Source organism: Pseudomonas sp. W2Aug9, assembly GCF_023127755.1.
GTDB lineage: Bacteria > Pseudomonadota > Gammaproteobacteria > Pseudomonadales > Pseudomonadaceae > Aquipseudomonas > Aquipseudomonas synxantha_A.
Map to the genome: position 1 here is coordinate 303,580 of NZ_SPKL01000010.1, position 23,637 is coordinate 327,216.

Consider the following 23,637-nt stretch of genomic DNA (forward strand, 5'->3'; position numbering starts at 1 on the left):
AAAAAGATGTCCATTTGCAAGAGGGTTAAAAGTATCAGCACCAGAAATAAAACGGTTTGCCAGCGGTATAGCCGATAAACGACTGCATGCTGATACGTTTGCCCGATTCGAATCCGCAAATGGCATGGGGACGGCGAGTATTGATGATCACCAATTCGTTCTTGCGCGGCTGGATACGCAACGGCTTTTGCAAGCGCTCCTCGGGTAGCTGGGCACCTTCGAAACGCTTGACCTCGGCATAGGCAAAGGCCTCGGTATCCCAGATGATCAACTCTCCGCCTGATGGCGGCGTTTCCAGATAAATATTGGCGCTGAATTGGTGTTCCAGTTCCGCGATCGACAGGGGCAGGCAATCAACATGGGGAACCGTTTCCGAGAGGTGCGCCGTCTCGGGAAACATGGCGCGGATGATCCCACAGAACATCGGTTGGCCCTGGAATGCAGCGGCTTGTGCGCCTTGCGGCCAAATGCTCTGGAACTGCTCCATCAAGTCTTGAATGGGCGGTTGTTGCGGGGCGCAAATACGGTCGATCAGGCTGCGCATATGGGCAGCGTCAGCGTAATACTTGCGTTGGGCATCACTGCCCGCAACCTTGCCATAGGTGGAATTGAACGGCGTGCCCCAGCGATGCACGCCATAGAAGTGCTGTACGACGTGCCCGCCCTCGTAGGTTTCGTGGCTGTACTGTTCCAGCGTGGCGGTTTCGCTGATGCTCTGAATCAGCCGTGCGCTGGTTTTTTCGTTGGCGAAGTCGGGCACTCGAATGGCAAGCACTTGCCCGCTGATCAGCTTTCTTAAACTTGGACTGTCGAGTTGTTCCAGTTCCAGGATTTTTGTCGAGATACAAAGGTTTGGTTGTACAGCGCTATGGTCCGTCATAGTGAAAAGCTCCATTTAAAATTTCATCCGTGCGCCCAGGTATTGCGTAAGCGGTGCGCGAGCTAAAGCAATCTCGAGCGGGAGGCTAAATCATTTTTGCGCAGTTAAAACCTGTCAACCATGACAGGTTTGGATAGATATTTGCCATACCCGCTAGCATCCTGTGGCTGATGTACAGGACACGGATATAAAAAAAGGCGGCTACTGTGAGGTAGCCGCCTTTGCTTATATCGCCGGTGCTGCTTAATCCGGCAGTTTGAACGCCATCACATAGTCACCCTGCTTGGTGCCCAGTGAGCCGTGACCCCCGGCCATGACCAGCACGTATTGCTTGCCGTCCTTGCCGGTGTAGGTCATCGGGGTGGTTTGCGCGCCTGCTGGCAGGCGGCCTTCCCACAGTTGCTTGCCGTTTTTCACGTCATAGGCACGCAGGTACTGGTCCAGGGTGCCGCTGAGGAACGCGACGCCACCGGCGGTGGTGAACGTACCGCCCAGGCTAGGCACGCCCATGGTCAGCGGGATCGGGACCGGCGAGCTGTCACGCACGGTGCCGTTCTTGTGCATCCAGATGGTCTGGTGGTTGGTCAGGTCGACCGCTGCCACGTAGCCCCACGCTGGCGCCTGGCACGGCAGGCCCATCGGCGACAGCAGTGCTTCAAGGATCACACCGTACGGCGCGCCTTTGTTCGGCTGTACGCCTTCGGTTTCGCTGACGCGCGGGCCTTGCTTGGCGATGTCGGCGGCCGGGATCAGTTTCGATTTGAACGCCATGTAGCTTGGGTTCACGAACGCGATCTGACGCACCGGGTCAACCGAGATGCCGCCCCAGTCGAACACGCCGAAGTTGCCTGGGTACACGATCGAGCCTTGCAGCGACGGCGGGGTGAACGGGCCGTCGTAGCGCATCGACTTGAAGTCGATCCGGCAGATCAGTTGGTCGAACGGCGTCACGCCCCACATGTCACGCTCCTTGAGGGGCGGCGGCATGAAGTTCAGGTCGGACTTGGGTTGGGTCGGGGAGGTGCGATCACCAGCCACTGCGCCTTGCGGTACAGGGATTTCGTTGATCGGAACCACTGGCTGACCGTTGCTGCGATCCAGCACGTAGATGCTGCCTTGCTTGGTCGATGCCATCACCGCTTGCTTGACGCCGTCAGCAGTCTTGATGTCGATCAGCGAAGGCTGGCCGCCCACGTCCATGTCCCACAGGTCATGGTGGGTGAACTGGAAGGTCCACTTCACGTGGCCGGTGTCGATGTCCAGAGCGGTCAGGCCCGCTGCGTATTTCTCGGAATCATCGGTACGGTCGCCGCCGTACTGGTCGGGCATCTGGTTGCCCATCGGCAGGTACAACATGCCGAGTTTTTCATCCACGGCGAACATGGACCACATGTTCGGCGAGTTGCGGGTGTAGGTCTTGCCCTCGGCCAACGGGGTGGTGTCGTCCGGGTTGCCGCTGTCCCAGTTCCACACCAGCTTGCCGGTGTGCACGTCGAACGCGCGGATCACACCGCTAGGCTCGTCGATGGAAACGTTATCGGTCACATGACCGCCGATCACCACCAGGTTCTTGGTCACGGCCGGTGGCGAAGTGGAGTAGTAGCCGCCTGGGGCGAAGCTGCCGATGTTGGCGCGCAGGTCGACTTGGCCTTTGTCACCGAAGTCTTCGCACATCTTGCCGGTGTCGGCGTTCAGGGCGATCAGACGGGTGTCGGCAGTCGGCACGAAGATGCGTTTCGGGCAGGCAGACGGTGCCGCAGCCGGGCTAGCGCTGCCAGTCGGGCTCTGTTCGGAAGCGTAGGCGGCGTCATCGTGATACGACACGCCACGGCAGGTCATGTGCGCCCAACCCTTGAAGTTCTCGGCGCCCTGGCTGCTGATCTTCGGATCGAAGCGCCAGATTTCCTTGCCGGTGTCCGGGTCCAGCGCGATCACCTGGCTGTGCGGCGTGCACACGTAGAGCATGCCGTTGACTTTCAGCGGGGTGTTTTCCGCGGTGGTTTCACCCGGATCGTTCGGCCCCGGGATATCGCCGGTGCGATAGGTCCACGCCGGCACCAGTTTGTGGGCGTTTTCCGGAGTGATCTGTGCCAGTGGCGAGTAACGGTCGCCGAAGGCCGAACGGCCATAGGAGTTCCAGTCGCCATCGGCTTGGGAGGGTGCGGCGTTGGCCATGCCGGGTACCGCGTCGCGGTCCAGTTGGCCGGTCTTGACCATTTCACCTGGGTTGGTGAACTGGCTGGCCAGGGCGGTTGCGCCCGCCAGCACCACGGCCACGCTCAGCGCGCCAGTGCCCAGCGGCGCGGCTTGGCCACGCAGCAATGGCCGGCGAAACCACGGCAGCAGCATGACGATGCCCAGGGCGAACAGCAGGGCCAGGCGCGGCACCAGCTGCCACCAGTCCAGGCCCACTTCCCACAGGGCCCACACGGTGCTGGCGAACAACACCAGTGCATACAGGCCCAGTGCAGCGCGGCGGGTAGCCAGCAGCAACACGCCAGTCAGGGCAATGCCGATACCGGCCAGCAGGTAGTACAGCGACCCGCCAAGCATACTCAGCTTGACACCGCCGGCCAGCAAGGCCAGCCCCATGATCAGCAGCAAGACCCCCAGCAGCCTGGGCAACAGGCGGCTTGGGCTTGAGGCACCATCAGTGCTCATAGTGTGTTTCTCCGTTACGTTGGAATTATGTAACCCCGTGCTTCACTCACTGTAGATGACGATTCGGCTCGGGCTTGGTTCATCGTTATTTTTGGTTTTTTCTGTGGATAACTCGGTTATCCACAGGCGGGCAATAAATCCCCCGGCGCTGGTCGATTCAAGACAGCGCTGTCTTTTAGCAGGAAGAGATTCGGCAAATGGGGCGACCGGGAGGTGAAGCGTTTCAGATTGTTGCGAAGGATAATGCGGCGGGGCGTTTTGAGAAAGGGTGAATCGCAAGATGCATCATTTCAGTTTTGGTAACAGTGACAGATAGTCGCTGGCTAATAATGTGGGAGGGGGCTTGCTCCCACAAAGGGTTTTCGGTGTTGGTCAGAAGGTGGTGCGGATGCCGAACTGCACACTGCGCCCCGGTGCCGGTGCGATGTCGCGCAGGATCGAGCTGGCGTAGCGCACAGTCTGGTTGGTCAGGTTTTCACCGTTGACGAACGCCAGCCATTGGCTGCCACCGACGTTGAAGCGATACCCCGCGCTTGCTCCCAAAGTGGTGTAGCCATCGGTGCCGCTCTCGTTATCCGGCACGCGCCCTTGGCCCGCAGCATGTTCCACATCGATACGTGCCTGCCAGCGATCCATTTCCCACAGCAAGCCGCTGTTCAAACGCAGGGGCGCAATGCGCGGCAAGGCTTCGCCGCTGTCCAGGTTGGTGGCGCGGGTGTAGTCGCCCGACAGTTCCAGCGCGAACTTGCCGTAGGCGCCTTCGCCGAGCTTCCAGTGATCCTGGGCTTCGAAACCGGCGAAACGCGCACGTACGCCGGAGTAGCCGTACTCCGGAATACCGCCAGCATCCTCTTCACCCTCGTCGTTCAAAGTGCGGCCAGTGCCGAGCAAACCGATGTAGTTGGAGAAGCGGCTGTAGAACACGCCAAAGCTGCCCTTATGGGTGCCATTGTCAAAACGCAGGGCCAGGTCGCTGGACACGGCCTTTTCTTTCGACAGGTTGGCGTCGCCCAATTCATAGGTGCCGGTGGCGACGTGGGCACCGTTGGCATACAGCTCGTAGAAGGTCGGGGCGCGCTCGGTGTAGCCCAGCGTCGCGGCCACCGACCAGATTGGCGTAAGCGTGTAGACCGCACCCGACGACAGGCTGCCTGCGGTGAAGTCGTTGGATTTATCCGCAGTGGCAAAGCGCGCATTGCCCTTGCCATCCGGGTCGACGTTGGTGTGCTCAAGGCGCGCACCCAGGCTGAGTTTCAAGCGCTCGGTGGCTTGCATCTCTTCCAGAATAAACAGGGCGCCAGCGTTGGTATCGGTCTGCGGTACGAACGCTTCCTCACCCAGGGCCGAAAATTCATTGCGGGTCACTTGGGCGCCGACCACGCCGTCGAACGGGCCGATGGGCTGGTGACGCGCCTCCACTCGGGCTTCATAGCCTTTGTTCTTGAAGGTGGTGCCGGTTTCGCCGCCTTCAATTTCGCGGTGCTGATACTCGGTGTAGCCCGCGTCGATCTTCACCGAGGTAAACGGGCCCTGCAGGTTGCGGATTTCGGAGGCAAAGGCGTAATGATCCTGCTTCATGCGGATGCGTACATCCTGCTCGGCGGGGGAGCCATAATTACTGTCGTAGTTGCTGTAGGACAGGCCCGCGTAACCATCATCCCAGGTGTAGGAACCACCCACCGCACCGCCGTCCTGACGTCCGTTGCTGTTACCCAGGCGGCCGTTTTTGCCGGGGCCGTTTTCGCTCTCCGGCGCGTGGCGGCTGCGCGCATAACCGGGGATTTTCAGGTCATTGAATTCCCGCGCATTGGCGTCCAGGTGCAAGGCGAATGTGCCGTTGCCGGCCTCCAGCTTGCCCGCGCTGCTGCGGGTGGTGTCGGCGCCGCCGTAGCGCAGTTCCCCCGCACCGTGGATGCCTTCGATGGCCTCGGTGGGGATGCGGTTGTCGAAGGTGTTGACCACGCCACCGATGGCACTGCCGCCGTACAGCAGTGCTGCGGGGCCGCGCACGATTTCGATACGGTCGACATTGATCGGGTCCAGCGGCACCGCGTGGTCATAGGACAGCGACGACGCATCCAGCGCCCCCACGCCGTTGCGCAGGATGCGAATACGGTCGCCATCCTGGCCGCGAATGATCGGGCGGCTGGCGCCTGGGCCGAAATACGACGATGACACCCCGGGCTGCTTGTTCAGGGTTGCGCCGAGGCTGCCTTTTTGTTGCAGGGTCAGCTCATCACCTTCCAGCACAGTGGTGGGCGAGGCCAATTGTTCGCTACCCAGCGGGTTGCCAGTGACGACTTGGGGGGGCAGTTCCAGGGCATAGGCTTGTGAGCTGATCAACAAGGCGGCGGCGAGAGGGGACAAGCGCCAGAGAGAAGGCAGGGACATCGGATATTCCTAGGCAAAACGTCTGATAGATATAGTTACAATATAACATCTCTTTTTTCGTCTGGAAGGGGAACTTTTCCTGGCGGGCTATATTCAATGCGATGCTTCCACCTGCACGCCTCGTCGGCTAAGGTGCGCGGCTGTGTTTCCTCTTTTTGCAAAAGGCCCGGCATGACCGCGACAAGCAACGACCCGCTCCACGGCGTGACCCTGCAACACGTGCTCACCACCCTGGTGGAGCATTACGAATGGAGCGGCTTGGCCGAACGTATTGATATCCGCTGCTTCAAGAGCGACCCGAGCATCAAGTCGAGCCTGACCTTCCTGCGCAAGACGCCTTGGGCGCGGGAAAAAGTCGAAGGGTTGTACGTCAAGCTGATGCGCACCAAACGCCCGCTGGACTGAACCCATGAAGCGTTTTGTCGCGACGGCGGCGCTTGCCGGCTGGGTGGGGTTGGCGATCCAGCAGTACCTGATCCTTTATTCACGCTGGTCCATTGAAGCCAGCCTGCTGGGTGGGCTGGTGAGTTTTTTCAGTTTCTTCACCGTGTTGACCAACACCCTGGTGGTGGTGGTGTTGAGCTATGCCTGGGTCAACCGGGAGTCAGCCGGCAAACGGTTTTTCCTGGCACCTCACATCAGCAGTGGAGTCGCCGTGAGCATTGTGGTGGTAAGCCTGGCCTACAACCTGCTGCTGCGGCATTTGTGGAGCCCTGAAGGCTTTCAATTTATCGCCGATGAATTGCTGCACGACGTGATGCCGTTGCTGTTTCTGATTTATTGGTGGCGCTGTGTGCCCAAGGGTTTTTTGCGCCTCAAGCACATCGGCGCCTGGGTGATTTACCCATTGATGTACTTCGCGTATGTGCTGATGCGTGGGCATTTGCTTGGGCAATATCAGTACCCGTTCATCGATGTGGACCGCCTCGGTTATCCACAAGTGTTTGTGAATGCCGGGGGGATTCTGGCGGGGTTTGTGGCGATAGCGTTGGTGATGGTGGGGCTGGATAAATTCATCAAGCCCCGGCCCTGACTCACTCTTGCGGGCTGCCGTCGGCGCGCCAGTAACCCACGGCCTTGAGGTATTCCTCATTGACTTTGTGGGTGTCCAGCAACACCCGCCGTACTTGGCGCGACAACTTGGTTTCGGTCGCCACGAAGCTGTACAGCGTGCCGTCGGGCAGCGTCAGGTTTTGCACCACCTCAAGCAGGTCATCGCGGCCACGCAGCGCCCAGATCACCTCCACATCGGCCGCACTTTGCAGCGTCTGTTGCTCCGCCGCATCGGCGATTTCAATCACCGCAAGCACCTTGCGCCCAGCGGGCAACTCCTCCAGACGCCGCGCAATGGCGGGCAGGGCAGTTTCGTCGCCGATCAGCAGGTAGCTGTCGAAAATGTCCGGCACGATCATCGAGCCCCGTGGCCCACCGATATACAGGTGCTGCCCGACCTGCGCCTGCTCGGCCCAGGTGGACGCAGGGCCATCGCCATGCAGCACGAAGTCGATATCCAGCTCGCCGGTTTCCAGGTCGTAGCGCCGTGGCGTGTAGTCGCGCATGGCCGGTTGCGGGCCGTCGCCCTTGATGGCGAACGTCGGGCTTTCAAGCGCTGCTTGCTCGGCGGCGTTCTGCGGGAACAGCAGTTTGATGTGATCGTCGCTGCCCAGGCTGATAAAGCCCTCCAGCTCAGGCCCGCCCAGTGTGATGCGGCGCATGCGCGGGGTGATGTCCACCACCCGCAGAACTTCCAGGCGGCGGCGTTTGATTTCGTGGGTCACGCGATGAATGGCTTGTGTGTTCATTGGTCTGTCCCGTCGGCAATGGCTTGAGCGGTGCGATTGAGCAGCGCCGCGACACGAATGATTTCTTCCGGGCTCCAGTGCCCGTTGTGCGAATGCAAGGCGTGGCGCAGGTTGTGCACCGCCTCATGGATCTGGGGTGGGCGGTCGTGGCCACGCAGCGAGCGCTTGCTGACATCCAGGCGCATGCGCACGCCATCCAGGGCAACGGCTTGTTCGCTTAAGAAGAGACGACCGGCGTCGGTGATTGTGTAGCGTTTTTTTCCACCATCGGCGTCGCCGCTGATCAGCTCGCTCTCTTCAAGAAAGGTCAGGGTGGGGTAGATCACGCCGGGACTGGGGCTGTAGGCGCCGTCGAACAGGCTCTCGATGCGGCGGATCAGGTCGTAGCCATGGCAAGGTTGCTCGGCGATCAATGACAACAGCAGCAGCTTCAGGTCGCCGGGGGCGAATACCCGTGGGCCGCGGCCGCCGCGTTTTTCAAATTCGCCGCGATGCTCGTGTTTCATGCGCAAGTCCTCTGAACAGGTTTAGATATAACTTAAGATATATCTTTGCTGAAATGGTAGTCCTTGGCGACCAACGGTCAACGGGGTAGGCACGGGTTTCGGTCATAAGTGAAACAAGTCCGATTGGATCTTTTCTATTTATAGAGTTATAACTTTAATTAGAGTCATGACTCGAATTCTTATCTGGCCCGTGGTTGTGGAGGTGCTTTTGAGTTGGTGTGGTCTGTGTCTTACAGTAACTTCTTTATCGTGTTTTTAAGTGTGTAGCCTGTTTCCTACGGATAATTTTAAAGTTTTGGCAAAATGCCATCTTTTTCGCTCAACCGCTGTTTACAAGGGCTACGCTCATTTTGGAATGCGCCTGCATACCTGCCTATAGTTTCGATTGATCATTGTTTGGCATTGCTTGTTCCAACTAATCGGCAATGTAATTCGTTGTTGGGGATCTCCTTGGCAATGAACCAATCAATGTTGTCAACTACAGGTATTGACCATGTTCAAGAAGTTTGCTGTTGCTGTTCCCCTGGCTGTTCTGGCGCTGTCTTCCTCGGTAACCGCTATCGCTGCCGGTGAAGCCAGCCACACCGTCAACCTCAAGGCAAACATCCCGACCACCGTGTTCCACGCCCAGCCGCGTGATCCGAACTGGGGCCGTGACGAGACCATGACCTACAACCTGGTCAGCGGTGAATTGGCTCCCCTGAGCGCCATCTACGACATCAAGAACACCAACGGTTCGGTTGCCGCCTACATCGAAGGTGGCCCGGCGGTGCTGTTCAACGGTGATGCCGCGCAGAACATCCCGGTTACCACCACCCTCAACGGGGTGACCCTCACCGGCACGCCACAGGAAGTGGTCAACGAAGCCGACTCCACCCCAGGCGTGGGTGCGGAAATGCGCATCGCTGCCGCCAAGCCTACGGCGACTCAGCGCGGTGCCTACACCACCACCATTCCGGTGGTATTCGACGCCGTACTGCCAGCCCTGTGATGCCAATGAGTGCCTGTTAATCACGGGCATTCACTTGCAGGTCGGCTGATTCCCTTCTCTGTCCGCCGACCTGATTTTTTTATCTCTTGGCATTCAGGGTATCCGTTCATGTTTCCGATGACGCCTATCGCGGTTGCGCTTGCGCTGTTGATGTGTACGAGTGCGCTGGCTGCACCCGCTGCCTCCGGCGCTGCAACCCCTGGCAGCTTGATTACCCAGGCCCAAGGTCTGCCCGCAGGTTTCAGTGATCACTTTTTCGACGTGCCGTTGGCGGTGCGTGTGGACCTTGACCAGCAACCGCTGGGCGAGGCTCTGATTGTGCTGTCACGGGATGATCGCGTGACCTTGCTCGAATTTACCGACACCGGCGACAGCAAAGTCCCGGCCGCTACCCGTGATACCTGGCAAGCCGTGTTGGAAAAAAGCGTGGCCCTGGGCGCCTGCACCCAGGCCTGCCCGGAAAAAATGATCTCGGCGTTCTACAACCTGGAAAACTCCCAGTTGTCGATCCTCACCCAGGACGTCGAACGCAGTGACGACATTCCGCGTTTCTATGACCAGCCCGAAGGCGGCAGCCTGGGGCTGATCATTAACAACCAGCTCAACCTCAACGGCAGCCAGGAAGACAGCCTGGGCGGTCGCTATGGCTTGCAAGCCAGTTCCAGCGTGGGTAACTGGAGCCAGGTATTCAACCTGCAACTGGCGCGTCAGAGTGGCGACAACGAACCCATGCGCCACGCGATTCACGAGCTGTACACCCAGCGCGAACTCGAAGGGCAATTTTTCCGCCTGGGTCACTTCACTCCCAATTCCGACGGCCTGACCCGTCAACTGCGCAGCTTCGGCGCCAGCCCCGATACGGCGTTGGGTCTGATGTACGGCAGCTCCGACAGCCTGGCCATTAACAATTCCAAGCCCAGCGTGTATCCGATCTACGTTACCGCCAACCGTCAAGCGGCGGTGGAGATCTACCGCAACGGCTTGCTGATCAATACCCAGGCGGTAGCGGCGGGCCTGCAAACCCTCGATACACGGCCACTGCCCGGCGGCATCTATGAAGTGGAAGTGCGCCTGGTGGAAGACGGCCTCACCACCAGCACCACCCAGGAGCTGGTGTACAAGCCCAGCAACTGGCGCAACGCGGAAGACCGCTGGCGCTACAACCTGTTCGCCGGGCGCGAGACCAAGTTGTTCAGCAACTGGGACGAACAGGCTTCGGGTGCAATGACGGCCGGTGCGTCGCTCAACTATCTGGTACACCCGCGCGTGATCCTTGGCCTGTCGGCCCGCCAGGTGCGCGAGCAACTCCAGTACGGCGGGTCGATGGACTGGACGGTGGCCAACAACACCAGCGTCTATGCCAACCTGTACCAGACCCAGGAACATGGCACCGGCATGGACCTGCAAGGGCTCTACACCTTGGGCTCAACCAACCTGGTGTTCAGCCATAACCGCAGCTGGCTAGACACGCGTGACACCTACGAAACACTGCCGGACGGTACGCGTCTGCGCCGCAATACCTTCGTGGGTGAGGCCAGCAACACCGCGTTGTCGGTCAACCACCGCCTCGACGCGAAAAACACCCTGAACATGCGCCTGTCCCACAGTGAGGGCAATATCGAGGGCGCGGGGTTGGACCTGGGCTGGAGCCGCCACGACAACCTGTTCGGCAGCGATGCCAACTGGCGCTTCTCGGTGTTCGATCGGCCCGGTAGCGCTGGCACCAACGATGCACGCAATCGCGGCGTGGACGTGAGCGTCAGCATGAACCTGGGCCGCGATGGCCGGCAGATTTCCGGCAGCATCGGCACCCGTACCGCCCGTGATGGCGGGCGCGACAATAACGCTTCGGTGACCCTGCGCCAGGACCTCACCGACCACGCGCTGCAAAGCGTCTCGGCGACAGCGATCACCGATACCTATGGTGTCGGCCTGTCGGGCATGGCCAGCTTCAATACAGACGCGTTCAGTGGCGACGGCTTTGTGCAGCGCAGCTCCTTCAATGGCGACCTGAGTGGTGGTTTGAACCTCAACAGCACCTTTGTCGCCGGTGCCGGCAAGATGCTGCTGAGCAGCCAATACCAGGGTAACGGTGCCGGGATGATCATCGACGTGGAAACCGACCTCGATGAAATCGCTCTGCGCGCCGACGACCTGGGCGGTGGCGGCGCCATCTTGCGGCCCGGGCGCAACTACGTGCCGGTCTCGGCCTACAAGAGCAGCAGCGTGAGCTTCGATTTTGAAGGCAATCACCCGCCCGCCGCCAATATCCAGCCGACCCGCGCCAGCTATCACCTGAACAAAGGCGGCGTGGACTACCGGAAAATCACCGTGATGAAAACCGTCACCGTGCTCGGCCGCTTGTTGGATGAACGTGGTGCACCGCTCAAGGGCCATCACGTGATCAACCATGCCAGCCGTGGAGTCAGCGAAGTGGACGGGTTCTTCTCGATGGAAATGAGTTCCAGCGCACCCACCTTGCAAGTGCGCTACCAAAACCAGTTGCTCTGTCAGTTCCGCCTGGATCCTGCTAACGCACCGAATGAAAGTGACGTGTTGATGATCGGCGATTTGCGCTGCACCAAGGACACGCTCGCAGAAGCGACCCACAACGCCGAAACCGCTGGTTGATGGCATGGACTGGATTTTTATGAACGTGAAAAACGCAACAAGAACAGGCTTGAAGCAGTGTGCGTTCGCGCTCGCGCTGGTCAGTATGAGCCTGCCTGCGCATGCGCTGGTGCAAAACATCACGGCGGTGTTTCGTCCTGACCCGTCGAACCCTATGGTCAACAAGTTTCAGAACACCACGCCCCACAGTGGCGTGTGTGCGTGGCACGTACCAGCCAGGTGTGAGGCGCTGAATACCTTCAGTATTCGTGATCCGGCATTCAGGGCCAACTCGGTAGAGCCGATCGAGGCCAACCATGAAGATCCGCGAAAAGGCGCCTATTTCAAAGTGCCTTCATCTTGGCGTGATGTGCAGGTGACCCATGTCGGGACGGGTGAGGTTGAAACCGTTCAAATGCGCATTGCGGGTATTGGTACACGTTGGGATGTGCCGCGTCCTCCTGGCGTCAGCGGGTGGGCCAATGGAGGGACCGGTTGGAGCTACCTATGGACGTACGGTGCGCCTCCCTGCCAGGGGGTTAACTACTTGGCGGCATCCGCCAATTTCGCACTGTTTTTCTGGATCGTCCCGGAGGGCGTGGGGGCTTGTACGGTAAACCCGGGCACCACTTTTCCGCGCTTGGCCTACAACCACTTGGAGTACGGCTACGAACTCAAAACCCCTAACCCGCTAGGCATGGCCAGCGGCGAATACCGGGGCTCCCTGACTTACAGCATCGGGCCGGGCGGGGATTTTGATTTCGGTGACGTGATGGCGTCGACTGAAAGCGCCCTGACTTTCAATTTTCAATTGTCGGTGGAGCACGAGCTCAAGGTTGATCTCCCGCCGGGCGGCAACCGCATCGAGTTGCTACCCGAAGGCGGTTGGCAAGCCTGGCTCAACCGTGGGCGCCAGCCAGCGCGGTTGTTCCGTGACCAGACCTTCGTCATTTCCGCCAGTGGGCGTTTCAAGATGCAGCTCGAATGCAGCCTTGCGGTGGGCAACACCTGTGGCTTGCGCAACGGCGCGGGGGACCAGGTGCCGTTGCAGGTGGCTGTCAGCCTGCCATTTGGCATGCAGGACCAGGCCGGGCAAGCCGTCAACAAGCTGCCCCTGCGCCTGGATGGCGTGGGCACCGAGCTGTTCCAGCCGGTATTTTATGTGAACAACCGCTCCGGAAAACTGCACTTTGAAGTCGAAAGCGGCGACGTCAAAGACATGCTCGAGCATCCGGGCAGCACCTATTCGGGCGTGGTCACGGTGATCTGGGATTCAGAAGTCTGAGTGGGCACTGGCCGTATATCAGCCGTTGGCTGGGTTCAATCTATAAGGCGTAATCAAACATGAAACATGCAGTGTTAGCGGTGGGGCTGTTCCTGATGTCGTTGGGCGCTTATGCGGGGCCGGCGATCAACGTTGGGGTGGTCTATGACTATCTGGACGGCGACCGCAGCTCTTACCTCAAGCGGGTCTACAACGGCGGCACCAGTACCGCGTTTATCAAGGTCAATGTGCTGGAGATCGTCTACAACGCCGACGGCACGTCCCGGGAAGTGCCCGTCGCGTCGATGACCGACGCCAAAGGCAGCACCACCAATCGCGACGGCCTGATGGCCAGCCCGGCGCGCCTGATCGTACCGGCCGGTGGGCGTCAGGGCACACGGTTGCTGTATATGGGCGAACGCGACACCGAACGTTACTTTCGTGTGCGCTTCATCCCGGTGGTACCGGAAAAGGAAGATGACTTTGCCGTGACCGATCAAGAGCGTGCCGAGTACAAAGACGCGCTGGCGGCCGGGGTCAATGTCATGGCGGGCTACGGCACGGTGTTTTTCGTCAGGCCCAAGGACACCCGTTTCGATACGCAAATCAGCGAGACCAGCAGCCAGTACACCCTGCGTAATGCGGGCAACAGCGTGGTGGTGCTCGATGAGTTCCGCGATTGTTCGGTGGCGAAAAAGACCGACTGTGAGGCTACCACCAAGCACCACATCCTGCCCGGTCGCCAGTTGGTGCTCGAGAAAAAGCCGGAGCGCCAGTTCAACTTCCAGATGATCGAAGGCCGCAACAAAAAACCGATGTCGGTCAGCAGTAACGGGTGATGACTATGTTCAAGCAACTAACGGTACTGGCGGTACTGATGGCGCCTGTGCTGATGGGCGAACGGGCGCTGGCGTTCCAGGAGCGCCACACGTTTGATGTGTCGGTGACCATCCCGATCCATGAAGCCTATGTGCTGCCCTCCGAGCCCGACTGGATGGGGCAGGACCAGGTGCTGGCCTGGGACCTGGCGACTGCCCGGCTGGGACGCCTGCGCAAGAACTTCGACGTGAAGAACATCAATGGCGGGGTGGCCGCGCGCCTGGGGGATACGCCTTACCTGTTGAGTGGCCGCAACCGTATCGAACTGCAGGTGTTGTTCAACCGGGTGCCGCTGACGCTGGATTCGACCCTGGTCCTCAGCGCCGACGAGGCACGTGCCGGCCGCCGCGCCGAGCTGGAAATTGCCGCCATCGAACCGGCGGACGGTTACAAGGGCGGCGAGTATTACGGCACGGTGCACCTGTTGTTTGATTTTCCGGCGCCTTGATCAAGTCCGGTTCCTGCGGGTCCCCGCGCGGTTCAAGGCCTCGCGGGTCAGGTCCCGCAGCCACTGTGTGTGACGGTAGCCCAACTCGTTGAGTGTCGTATCGAACAGGGTTGAGCTCATGGGATCACCGGATAACACGCTGCTTTCGTCCAGCTCCAGCGCCTGTGCCAAGCTGCGCAGTTTTTCCCGCCGGGGTTCCTGATCGGCCTCGGGCAGGTCTTGCGAGTCTGCGTATTGCTGTTGCAGCGCTTGCAGTTCGTCGAGTTGAGCATATTTCAGGTCGAAGGCGGTGTCATTGTTCCATTTGGCGGTGGGGTTGTGCTGCTCAAGGTAACGCTCCCAGCCGTTGTCCAGCAGCATCTGATTCACCAGCCCGTCACCTTCTTCAAGCCTGGCGACTGCGTTGGCAACTTTCTCGATCTGTTCGTGTGTCACGTCAGCCAGGGTACGATAGGTCATATGGGTAGATAACCACGGTAGGTCCAGTCGGTCTGCCAGTGTGCTGCGATAGGCCAGATGAATGCCGGCCTCATCGACCTCTCCATGCTCGCCGTCGACGACCTGCGACCATAGCCGCTGCCCCTTCCCCCCCTGTTCTTTGGGTTTGAGGCGCTGGGCGATATCTTCACCAATGGCCTTGCCCATGTAAGCATCGCGCGCGGCTCCACGGGCCAGTACCACCAGCCTGGCCTCCAGTTCCTGTGGCGATGTGCTGGTCCGATAGGCTTCGCTGGCGAGTACTTCGATGCCCAGTTTCTGAAAGATCAGCGCGCCCGCATCGGGGCACAATCCAGGGTAGCGGGTATCCTTGAACACGCGGTCGCGCAATTCGCTGTCGGCTTCCACTGCTCTGAGCAGGCGCCAGACTCTCTGGCTCAGTTCAGGGTGATTGCTCTGGTAGGCCAAGCGGTCCTCCTCGGCTTGAAACGCATCCGGCTCCTCAAGGGACTTGATCACTTCAAACAAGCCCTGGGAGCCCGGCTCTTTTTCAATCTCATCCCAGAGTTGCCGGTGGCGTTCAACCTCTTCAGTCTTGATGTAGGTGAGCCAGGGCGTGCTCTCGCCTTTGGGGGCGTAGAAGCGCAGCGGGTCCAACCCCACGGACTCGCGGTATTCGGCGAGCAAGTCTTGAAAGTCCGAGGTGAGCTTGCCCTGGTCCAGGCGTGTAAAGCCCTTCGACTGCACGGCAGGCCTTGTTGTCGAAGGACAGTTCTCGAGCCAGGCCCTTGAGGCGCAAGGGCAGGCGCTGTTCGTCCGTCATTGCCTTTAATTCTTCAGGCCATGCCTGTTTGAGCAAGGCGTTGGCGCTGCTCAGCGGCAGCTCGGGAAAGGTCTGGCGTAGCAGGGCTATGTGCGGATCGCTGCTGGCTTGGCCCAATTGATAGTGACTGCTGGCAATGTGGCCGCCAAAGCCATCGACGTAACTGGCTAATTTGTCGCGCAGTGCCTGGGCCCGTTGTGCCTTGGGCAAGGTTTCGCCCAGCAGCGTATTGACCTGCTGTTCTTCGAGAAAACCCAGCACACGCTCCGGCAGTTTGGCCGCCATCACGTCGGCCAGGCTGATGGTCAGGGTATTGGCCGGCAGGGCGGTGGCATCGCCATACTTGCGCGAGTCGCCGCTCAGGTCGCTGTTGTGAAACACCTCCAGGGCTTTGCTTGGCGGCCAGCCGGGGAGTTCTGTGACGGCCTGTTCGAACCAGTAGGAATACGGCTCAAGTACCTGACCTGTGCGTATCCTGCCGGCCGATTCTTCGGCAAATCGGCCGGCGCGAAAGCGTTCGAGGGTATCGACCAGCAACGGCGGAGACGGTTGGTTGTGCACATACATATAGCGTAGATGGTCGGGCTCGCTGCCACTGATGATGCGGATCTGTTCGAGCTGTTCGGTGGTGAGCGTATGGGTGGCGGAGCTGATACGGCGCATCAGCGTGTGCTCGTCCCAGCTGCGCGGTTGTTCGCCTTCATGCACCCAGGCACCGTTGCCATTGAAGCGTACTTTCGGTCGGTAGGCTTGCGGCCGGTTGGGGTGCACGATCCGGTGGTGGGTCAGGTGCGGATCCGGCTTGACCTGATAGTGTTTGTCAGCATGTACCAGCCAGTGTTTTTGAGCATGCTGATACAGGCCTTGTGCGTCTGGCTCAATGCCTTTGGGCAGGCTGATGCTCTGCTGGTAAGGCGAAATATCCGGGTTCCACAAGCGTTGTTCGCCGCTGGCAAGTTCCACTGGGCGCAGGCTCTCGACGAATGGCGATAGCTTGAGGGTGAGGGTCTGGCCGACAGTTCCTGCCGCCGCCCAAGCCCCCAACTGCACCACCGCCTCCACTACCTCCATGACGTGACCGATGGCTTCCAGCCCTTTGCCCTGTGCCCAGTCAACGATGCCTTCGAACACATCGTTGGCCACCTGGTAGGCGGTGTAGGCGAGCATCAGCTCCCCCAGGAATGGCACGAATGGGGTGACCACCAGTAGCGCGGCATTAAAGATGTCCGACAGGATCTTGCTCAGGTTGTCCCACCAGGCCCAGCGTGCCATCAGGTCTGCATAGGCGGTGGTGATGGCAATTTCCCGGGTATCGTTGACGATCTTGTTGAGTTTGACCCGGTACAGGTAATGCCACAGCGTATCGGGCTCGGAGCGGCCTGAGGGCGGGCGGTTCTGGTAATCGTCAAAGATGTTTTGCACGCTGAAGTGCAACTGCGGCGTGTCGACCTTAAGGGTTTGCCAGCTGGGGCCGTTGTCGGTGCGTGCCTTTTGGTGCCACTGCACTTTGTACAGGCGGCTTTGCAATTCAGCGAAAAAATGTCCGCGTTGTTTGTGGTCGATAAATTGACTGAAGAACTGGCGGTAGGTCGCCTTGTTCGGCGTTTGGCCTGTTGCATCGAGGGGCGAGGGGTTGTCGCGCAATTGGCGCGTCAACTCGTTCATGAACGCGACCGGCGAGGCGTATTCCTTCAACGGATGCTCGGGGTCCTCGGGGATATAGGCAATCAAGCGTTCGATGTGTTTGTCGCGGCCTTGGGGCGCAGCAATCAATAGGACACCGCTCAACCGGGCATCCAGCAGGCTCAGGTTGTAGTAATCCACCGGTATGCCACCCAGGGATGGGGTGGGCTTGCCTTCGACGATATCAAAGAGCAAACGCCTCGCATCGGCTTGGATGTGCTGCTGTGCAAAGGCGATGCAGGCTGCATTTTTAAGCGAGGCTTTGTCGCAGGCAATCACTTTGAGCCGTAAGGAATCGGCCTGGACCGGATTGCTGAAGCCCAGGGTACTCAATAACCGTGTCTGGTATTGCCGGCCGATATCGAGCGAGCGGCACAGGTTTTTGAAACCCAGTGCCGTCAAGGGTTGACCACTGGTGCCGGAGGTCAGCGTCAGGATGTTTTGCTGGCCACGAGCGTCGACGCGGGACAAGAACGCATAGTCGGCAAACTGCTCACTGGCGCAAAAGTTATGCAGTGCGGCATCCAGCAACGACACGGTTCGGCTGGTCACACCTTTGTGCACCCCAATGACCCACCAGCTTTTCTTGGCGGGGGCATAAAGACGGATAAAGGTGTTTCTCACATCAATGTTGCCGTATTCCCGTAAGGCTTTTTTGAGCAGGCGCTCGGCGAATGAATACACGTCCTTCATGTATTTGAGTTGTTCATCCAAGGCGTTCCTGGCTGCCCAATGTTCGGCCATCGCTTCTCTGGGGGCAGGGTCTGCAGGCGCGTCCACAGCCTTGAGGCGGGTATAGACATAAGGGCTGGCGCCCCGCACTGCGCGAACGCGTGTCAGCGTGGCAGTGCGGAGCCAATCCGGAATTGCACGCTGGATAAAGTCAAAATGAATACCCTGGCTGGCGTGGCTCGCAGCGTGTAGGTAGGGGCGTTCGAGTAACATGGTTTTGATGCCTTTAAGTGAACAGTCGGATGATCAACCCGATCTACACTAATCACCCTCACGAGGAGGGCAGGCCTACATAACCACTACATCGTCCTTGCTGCTGACGCACCGTCTGAGGTCGGTGGTGCCGGGTTGCGATGGAGGACCGATATGCCCCTCAACGCTCATGCTGAAGGATGAGCCATTGTGCAATGGGCGTGAGGGTTAAAAACCGGCGGCAACCATGGCCTCGCGGGTCAAGCGGCGGCCCAGTTCCTGTTCGTCGTAGAAACTCTTGAAAAACAGGCTCAAGTACCGTTCTTCCGTCATAGGCTCGCCGGTCAGGACTTGCTCATGGGGGACATTCAGCGCGTCTGCCAGGTCGAGCAGACGCTGCCGGAGTTGGGTACTGGTGGTCGAACTCTTGCGCTCCGGTGGCAGTTGTTCATGGGCGGCCCAAGCGTTTTGAGCCAGGCGCAAGTCGTCGATGCTTTCGCTGGCCTGTTCATGCTGGCATTTGATCTGTCGGAACGCCTCGGGACGGGTATTGAGCAAGTAGTCGCTCCAGAAATACTGCTCAAGCATCTGGTTCACCAGCCCGTCGCCTTGCTCCTCCTCGATGACCTTGTCGTAAGCATTGGCCAGCTGCCAGTCTGCGACATTGCCGGCATCGCGGTACAGCATGTGGTCCGCCAACCAAGGCAGATCCAGGCGTTCCTTCAGTCCGGTCTGGTAGGCGCTGTACACTTCGACTTCATCCAGAGTGCCCGGAACACCGTCGACGACATCGGTGGTCAGCCGCAAAGAGGGGCCTTCGCTGCCATCCTCATTGAGTGTGGGGGTGTTGAGGCGAGTCTGGATGTCTTTCCTGGCGATCTGGTTGACCTTGTCCAGCCGGGCCTTTTGCTTGGCCAGCCGTACCAGCGCATCGGTCCGGGCTTGAGGGGTAGGCTCGCGCCATGCCTCCAGCTTCATGGCTTCGATACCCATGGCGTTGAACAGCTGGGCGCCCGCATCGGCGCAGTGGGTCGGCATGGCGCTCAGGTTGAACAGCGCCGTGCGGGTTTGTTCGTCGCTGTCGGCGGCCCTTAGCAGACGCAAGACATTGGTGCGCAATTGTCTGAGGTTTTGGTTGTAGCGCAGAAGGTCGGCTGGGTCGTGGACGATGTCGGGGGTGGGTTGTCGCTGGCTTCTGATGACTTCAAAAAAACCCTGTGAGCCATGTTCCCGTTCGAGATCGTCCCAGATTTCCTGCCATCCCTGGCGTATTTCGGGTGTCAGGTGTTCGAGCCAGAATTGACTGTCCAGCTCGCCTCGGGGGGGATAGGTGCGATAAGGATCCAGACCCGCGGCGCGCCGGTAACTGACCAGTCGATCCTCGGCGTCGCGCTCCAGCTTGTTGTTGTCCAGGCGTGCGCGTGTCACGAGTTCGGCTTGCACCGAGCCGGGTTCGACGATCGGTACTTGGGTGATCGGCGTATTCAACAAATTCAGGTTGAAGTCGGGCGAGCGCGGCAGCTCGAACAGCCCTATGGGCCAATCGCGGATTTGCGTGTTGTTGAGCGCCAGTATGCGCAGCTCCGGCATGCGGCTAATGTCCGCCGGTGTGACCAGGTGTTCATTGTGCGAGAGGATCAATACCCTCAGGTGGTGCAATTGCCTGAGGTGTTCCAGGTTCTGCGCACGCCAGCGAATCGGGTTTTCGGACAGGCCCAGATGGGTGAGTCGACGCATACCGCTGAGGGCCGATGGAAAAGTCTTCAGGTGCTTGCCGGTGATATCCAGCATACGCAGGTTAGGGAAATTGTGCAGGAACGGGCTGTCGGCGTCAGTGAAGTCGGTGCCTGACAGGTTCAGGTTGGTGATGTGGTTCAACGCGGTGTCCAATCGAGGGAAGTTTTGTAGAAACCCGTAGATGGTTTCTCCACGCAGGTCCAGTTCGCTACCCACTCGACGCTCGCCGAAATCCGTTTCGTAGCCCTTGGACGATTGCTCCCAACTGCTTTGTATGAGCGCAGTCACTCGCTTCCTGAACAACTGCTCCGGGAGTGTTGCGCGACGTCTTTGGGTGCCGGCAGCCGGTAGGTCCTGCCAATTTTTGAGGGCGCGGAGCAGGTCTTTTTTCTGGGTTTCAAGCTCCGTGAGTAGACGCTGTCCCTCGGCCGAGTCCAGCGACAGGGCGTAGGCCGCTACATCTTCTTCGCAAAGCGTCGGATAAAGCGACTTGAGGCGCTCGTCTACGCTGGCGCGCCCCAGCCTACGGCGCAGGGCGCTGAACATTGGCTTTTGCAGCAGATGTTGGGTCTCCAGGGGGGCGACTGTGAAGACCGGCGGTTCGGCCAACACGGTGCGGCGTTCGGCGGGTGGTTGCAAGGTGCGTGTGAGCCACTGGCGCAACGCCTCGCCATCACCCGGCGCAAAACCCAGGGTGCCAGCGGGGACGGCTTGCAGCACGGCTTCATACAGGTCCCAGGTATTCTCGACGCCGGCTTTGTGAACTGCATATCGCCCTGGTGCTGTGCGTACCAGCAGCGTCTCGGTCGCTGCCTCGTCCGGACCGACATGGCAACGCAGGTGCCCGTTGGGTACTTGCTCGCGGATACTCAGGCGCAGGTCGGCGAACGCGTCACTGTGGATTCTCAGCGCGTTGAGCAGCAGCCGTTCGGTATCGGGTGTGGGCGCGTTGCCCGGGTAGAAACCTTCGTAGGCGTGGGTGGTTCGCGCTTCGAACTGTAATTCCCGGGCCTGATGCTTGAGCCGTAGCGGCAAACGCTTCTCGTCATTCATCAACTGCACTTCCGCCGGGCGGGCCTGGTTCAGTATCACTTGGGTCAGGGTGTCGGGCAGCTCGGGGAACTGGCGTTGCAGCAGTAACCCGTGGGCGCTTTTTGACTGGCGTTTGAAACCGTACAGGTGCTCGAAGATGTCCTCCTTGCGTGTGGTGATGTAGCGGCTCAGCTGTTCACGCAGGATTTGCACCCGCGCGTCATTGTCGGCGGGCAAGGGCTTGTCGAGTAGAGCGGTAAGCTCGGTTGTGTCCAGAAAGTCTACGACTCGTGGGATTAGCCGGCCTGCCAATAACGCTTCACGGCTGATGGCCAGCGTCGATTCCTGAGTTGCCTGCATTGCGCCATGGTGCATCGGCTCGCCGCTCAGGTCGGCGGCTTCGAACACCGCGACGGCTTTATCGGCCGGCCAGCCAGGCATTCGCGTTACCATGTCGGCGGACCAATAGGCGGCTTCACCGTTGTCGGCGGAGGGTTCGCTGAGAGCGTCGATCTGCTGCCGCAGTTCCAAGCGATTCAGGGTATCGGTCAATAGCGGCGGCGGGGCCTGGTTTTCGGCGTACATATGCCTCAACGCGCCGGGTTCGGTGCCACTGATATCGTATAACTGTTGCAGGCGTGCAGGTGGCCAGGTGGCGGTGATGGGGCTCAGGCGCTGGAGCAGTTGTGAGTCGTCCCAGGCCCTGGGTTCTTCGCCCTCCAGCACCACGGCCCCCTGACCGTTAAGCACCACCTCGGGACGATAGGCGTGCGGGCGTTGTGGGTGGATGATCCGGTGCCGGCCGGTGTCGGGTTCCTGGCTGACCTCGTAGTGCTTGTTCTCCAGGCGCAGGATTTTTTTGCCTGCGTGCGAGTGAAACCCATGGGCATCGGGTTTCGAACCGGGGGCCAGGGTTACGGCTTCTTGTTCATAGGGGCTCAAGTCCGCATGCCATAAACGGGTTTTGCCGTCAGCCAGCATCACAGGCTTCAAACCCTCGACAAAGGGGGACAGCTTAAGATGGGCCAGTTGCCCGGCGGCGCCGAACGCGATCAGTTGCACCACGTTCTCCGTCACCCCTGCCACATGTTCAATGGCCTCTATGCCCTGGCCTTCGGCCCAATCCAACAATCCTTCGAACACCTCGTCGGCGAGTTGGTAAGCGGTATAGGCCAGCATCAATTCGCCCAAAAACGGAACGAAGGGGGTCACCACTAATAGCGCCGCGTTGAGAATGTCCGAGAGGACTTTTTCTAGATTGTCCCACCAGGCCCAACGTGCCATGCGGTCGGCGTAGGCGGTTGCGATCGCCAGCTCACGGGCATCGTTGAGGATTTTATTGAGACTTTGCTGATACAGGTGCTCCCACAGTGGCGTGCGTACACGCGTCACGCTGAACTGCAGGTTGGGGTTGTCGCGGGGTGTTTCACGCCAGGTCGGCTGTGGATCGCCGGGCGCGTGTTGATGCCATTTCACCTGGCTCAAACGCGTGCCCAACTGGTTGAAAAAATGCCCCTGGTACTGATGCTCGACAAATCGGCTGAAGAATTGCTGGTAGTCGGTTTGCCGCAGTTGCCCGGTCAGTGCCTGCATGAACTCCACCGTCGAGGCATAGCGTTTGAGTGGGTGCTGCGGGTCATTCGGGATATAGGCGATCACGGGCGATGCCTGGCGACTGACTTCCAGGTCGGCGGCAATCAGTACCACGCCGGTCAAGGTGGCATCCATCAGGCTCAGGTCATGACAGTGCGCGGCCTTGCCGTCGAGCGTGAGGTTTTGCTGGCCCCTGACCAAGCCTGTGATCAACGCATGATCCAACGCCTGGATATCGCCCCTGATTAATGCCATGCGCGCAGCCACCTTGAGGGCGGCCTGCTGATTGAGCATCACCCGGGCTCGCAGCACGCCTTCGACCACCGGGGCGGTGCGGCCGAGATAGTTCTCAAGGTGCTGTTGGTACTGGGCGCCGATGTCCAGGCCGCGAACCAGCGTTTTGAACTGCTGGATCGACAGCCGGGCTTTCAGAGGGATGACATCGAAATGGCCCCGGGCGTCGGGCTGGGTGATGAATTGCGAATCGGCGGTAAACGCCTCGCTGTCGGCAAAGTTGTGCAGTGCCGCGTCCAGCAGCGACACCGTGCGGCTTTGCACACCACCGCTAAAATCTCCGACCCACCATGCCTGGTTGGCTGGGGCATAGAGCCGCAGGCAAGTGCTGCGGACATCGACGTCGAGGTTGTATTGCTGTTTCAGCGCGGCTTTCAACAACGGCTCGGCAAAGCCTTTGAGGTCGGTGACCGCGGCGAGTTTCTGGTCGACAAGGGTTTGGGTTTGCCAATGTTCGGCAATCGCGGTTTTCAATAATTGATGCTGGTGGGGCGAGGCACTTTTATACCAGGGCGCAATAGTTTTGCGGCTGGACTTCAAGGCGCTGGCGCGTGACGTCGACAGCGTTTTGACCCAGTTGGGGAGCGCGTCTCGGATGAGTGAGTAGTGTTGGCCTTTATCTTCGGGGGCAGAGGAAGCAGTCGCGGTCATGGTGGTTTTTGGGTGTAGTCAATCGGGCCC

At 59.7% G+C, this 23,637-nt stretch carries 15 protein-coding genes; 7 read left to right on the plus strand and 8 right to left on the minus strand.

Annotated features, from left to right (window positions below):
• Positions 1-34: 34 nt before the first annotated feature.
• The 3 genes from E3O56_RS08295 to E3O56_RS08305 all read right to left on the minus strand — a co-directional run bounded on the left by E3O56_RS08295 (position 35) and on the right by E3O56_RS08305 (position 5,932).
• On the minus strand, positions 35-775 hold the full coding sequence (locus tag E3O56_RS08295) for a 2OG-Fe(II) oxygenase (RefSeq protein WP_248128080.1): 741 nt from the start codon (positions 773-775) through the stop codon (positions 35-37).
• A gap of 348 nt (positions 776-1,123) precedes the next feature.
• The gene (locus E3O56_RS08300; RefSeq protein WP_228309379.1) at positions 1,124-3,541 is read right to left on the minus strand and encodes a glucose/quinate/shikimate family membrane-bound PQQ-dependent dehydrogenase; all 2,418 of its coding nucleotides are present in this window, start codon (positions 3,539-3,541) and stop codon (positions 1,124-1,126) included.
• Between the two features lie 372 nt (positions 3,542-3,913).
• Positions 3,914-5,932, minus strand: a complete 2,019-nt coding sequence (locus E3O56_RS08305) for a TonB-dependent receptor (protein ID WP_248128081.1) — start codon at positions 5,930-5,932, stop codon at positions 3,914-3,916.
• 171 nt (positions 5,933-6,103) lie between these two features.
• Between E3O56_RS08305 and E3O56_RS08310 the strand changes: the two genes are divergently transcribed.
• The gene (locus E3O56_RS08310; RefSeq protein ID WP_003188882.1) at positions 6,104-6,337 is read left to right on the plus strand and encodes a VF530 family protein; all 234 of its coding nucleotides are present in this window, start codon (positions 6,104-6,106) and stop codon (positions 6,335-6,337) included.
• Between the two features lie 4 nt (positions 6,338-6,341).
• Positions 6,342-6,965, plus strand: a complete 624-nt coding sequence (locus E3O56_RS08315) for a Pr6Pr family membrane protein (RefSeq protein WP_032877598.1) — start codon at positions 6,342-6,344, stop codon at positions 6,963-6,965.
• A 1-nt stretch (position 6,966) separates the two neighbouring features.
• Here the strand turns inward: E3O56_RS08315 and E3O56_RS08320 are convergent, their stop codons facing one another.
• Both E3O56_RS08320 and E3O56_RS08325 read right to left on the minus strand, forming a co-directional pair.
• Positions 6,967-7,734, minus strand: a complete 768-nt coding sequence (locus E3O56_RS08320; protein WP_248091122.1) for a siderophore-interacting protein — start codon at positions 7,732-7,734, stop codon at positions 6,967-6,969.
• The gene (locus E3O56_RS08325) at positions 7,731-8,240 is read right to left on the minus strand and encodes a PadR family transcriptional regulator (RefSeq protein ID WP_005785185.1); all 510 of its coding nucleotides are present in this window, start codon (positions 8,238-8,240) and stop codon (positions 7,731-7,733) included. The genes E3O56_RS08320 and E3O56_RS08325 overlap by 4 nt, the downstream gene beginning before the upstream one ends.
• A 493-nt stretch (positions 8,241-8,733) precedes the next feature.
• Between E3O56_RS08325 and E3O56_RS08330 the strand changes: the two genes are divergently transcribed.
• The 5 genes from E3O56_RS08330 to E3O56_RS08350 all read left to right on the plus strand — a co-directional run bounded on the left by E3O56_RS08330 (position 8,734) and on the right by E3O56_RS08350 (position 14,432).
• Positions 8,734-9,231: a CS1 type fimbrial major subunit gene (locus E3O56_RS08330; RefSeq protein WP_032877593.1), complete on the plus strand. Its 498-nt coding sequence runs from the start codon at positions 8,734-8,736 to the stop codon at positions 9,229-9,231.
• Positions 9,232-9,339: 108 nt separating this feature from the next.
• Positions 9,340-11,862, plus strand: coding sequence for a CS1-pili formation C-terminal domain-containing protein (locus tag E3O56_RS08335; protein WP_248128082.1), 2,523 nt, complete (start codon positions 9,340-9,342; stop codon positions 11,860-11,862).
• Positions 11,863-11,881: 19 nt separating this feature from the next.
• Positions 11,882-13,126 (plus strand): hypothetical protein, encoded by a 1,245-nt coding sequence (locus tag E3O56_RS08340; RefSeq protein WP_032877589.1) that lies wholly within the window; start codon positions 11,882-11,884, stop codon positions 13,124-13,126.
• A gap of 59 nt (positions 13,127-13,185) precedes the next feature.
• Positions 13,186-13,944, plus strand: a complete 759-nt coding sequence (locus tag E3O56_RS08345; protein ID WP_032877587.1) for a pilus assembly protein — start codon at positions 13,186-13,188, stop codon at positions 13,942-13,944.
• A gap of 5 nt (positions 13,945-13,949) precedes the next feature.
• On the plus strand, positions 13,950-14,432 hold the full coding sequence (locus E3O56_RS08350; RefSeq protein ID WP_032881089.1) for a CS1 type fimbrial major subunit: 483 nt from the start codon (positions 13,950-13,952) through the stop codon (positions 14,430-14,432).
• Here the strand turns inward: E3O56_RS08350 and E3O56_RS08355 are convergent, their stop codons facing one another.
• The 3 genes from E3O56_RS08355 to E3O56_RS08365 form a co-directional block, all read right to left on the minus strand.
• Positions 14,433-15,557, minus strand: a complete 1,125-nt coding sequence (locus tag E3O56_RS08355; protein WP_248128083.1) for an NEL domain-containing protein — start codon at positions 15,555-15,557, stop codon at positions 14,433-14,435.
• Positions 15,460-18,321, minus strand: a complete 2,862-nt coding sequence (locus E3O56_RS08360; protein WP_248128084.1) for a DUF6543 domain-containing protein — start codon at positions 18,319-18,321, stop codon at positions 15,460-15,462. The genes E3O56_RS08355 and E3O56_RS08360 overlap by 98 nt, the downstream gene beginning before the upstream one ends.
• A 207-nt stretch (positions 18,322-18,528) precedes the next feature.
• Positions 18,529-23,607, minus strand: coding sequence for a DUF6543 domain-containing protein (locus E3O56_RS08365; RefSeq protein WP_248128085.1), 5,079 nt, complete (start codon positions 23,605-23,607; stop codon positions 18,529-18,531).
• Positions 23,608-23,637: the final 30 nt, after the last annotated feature.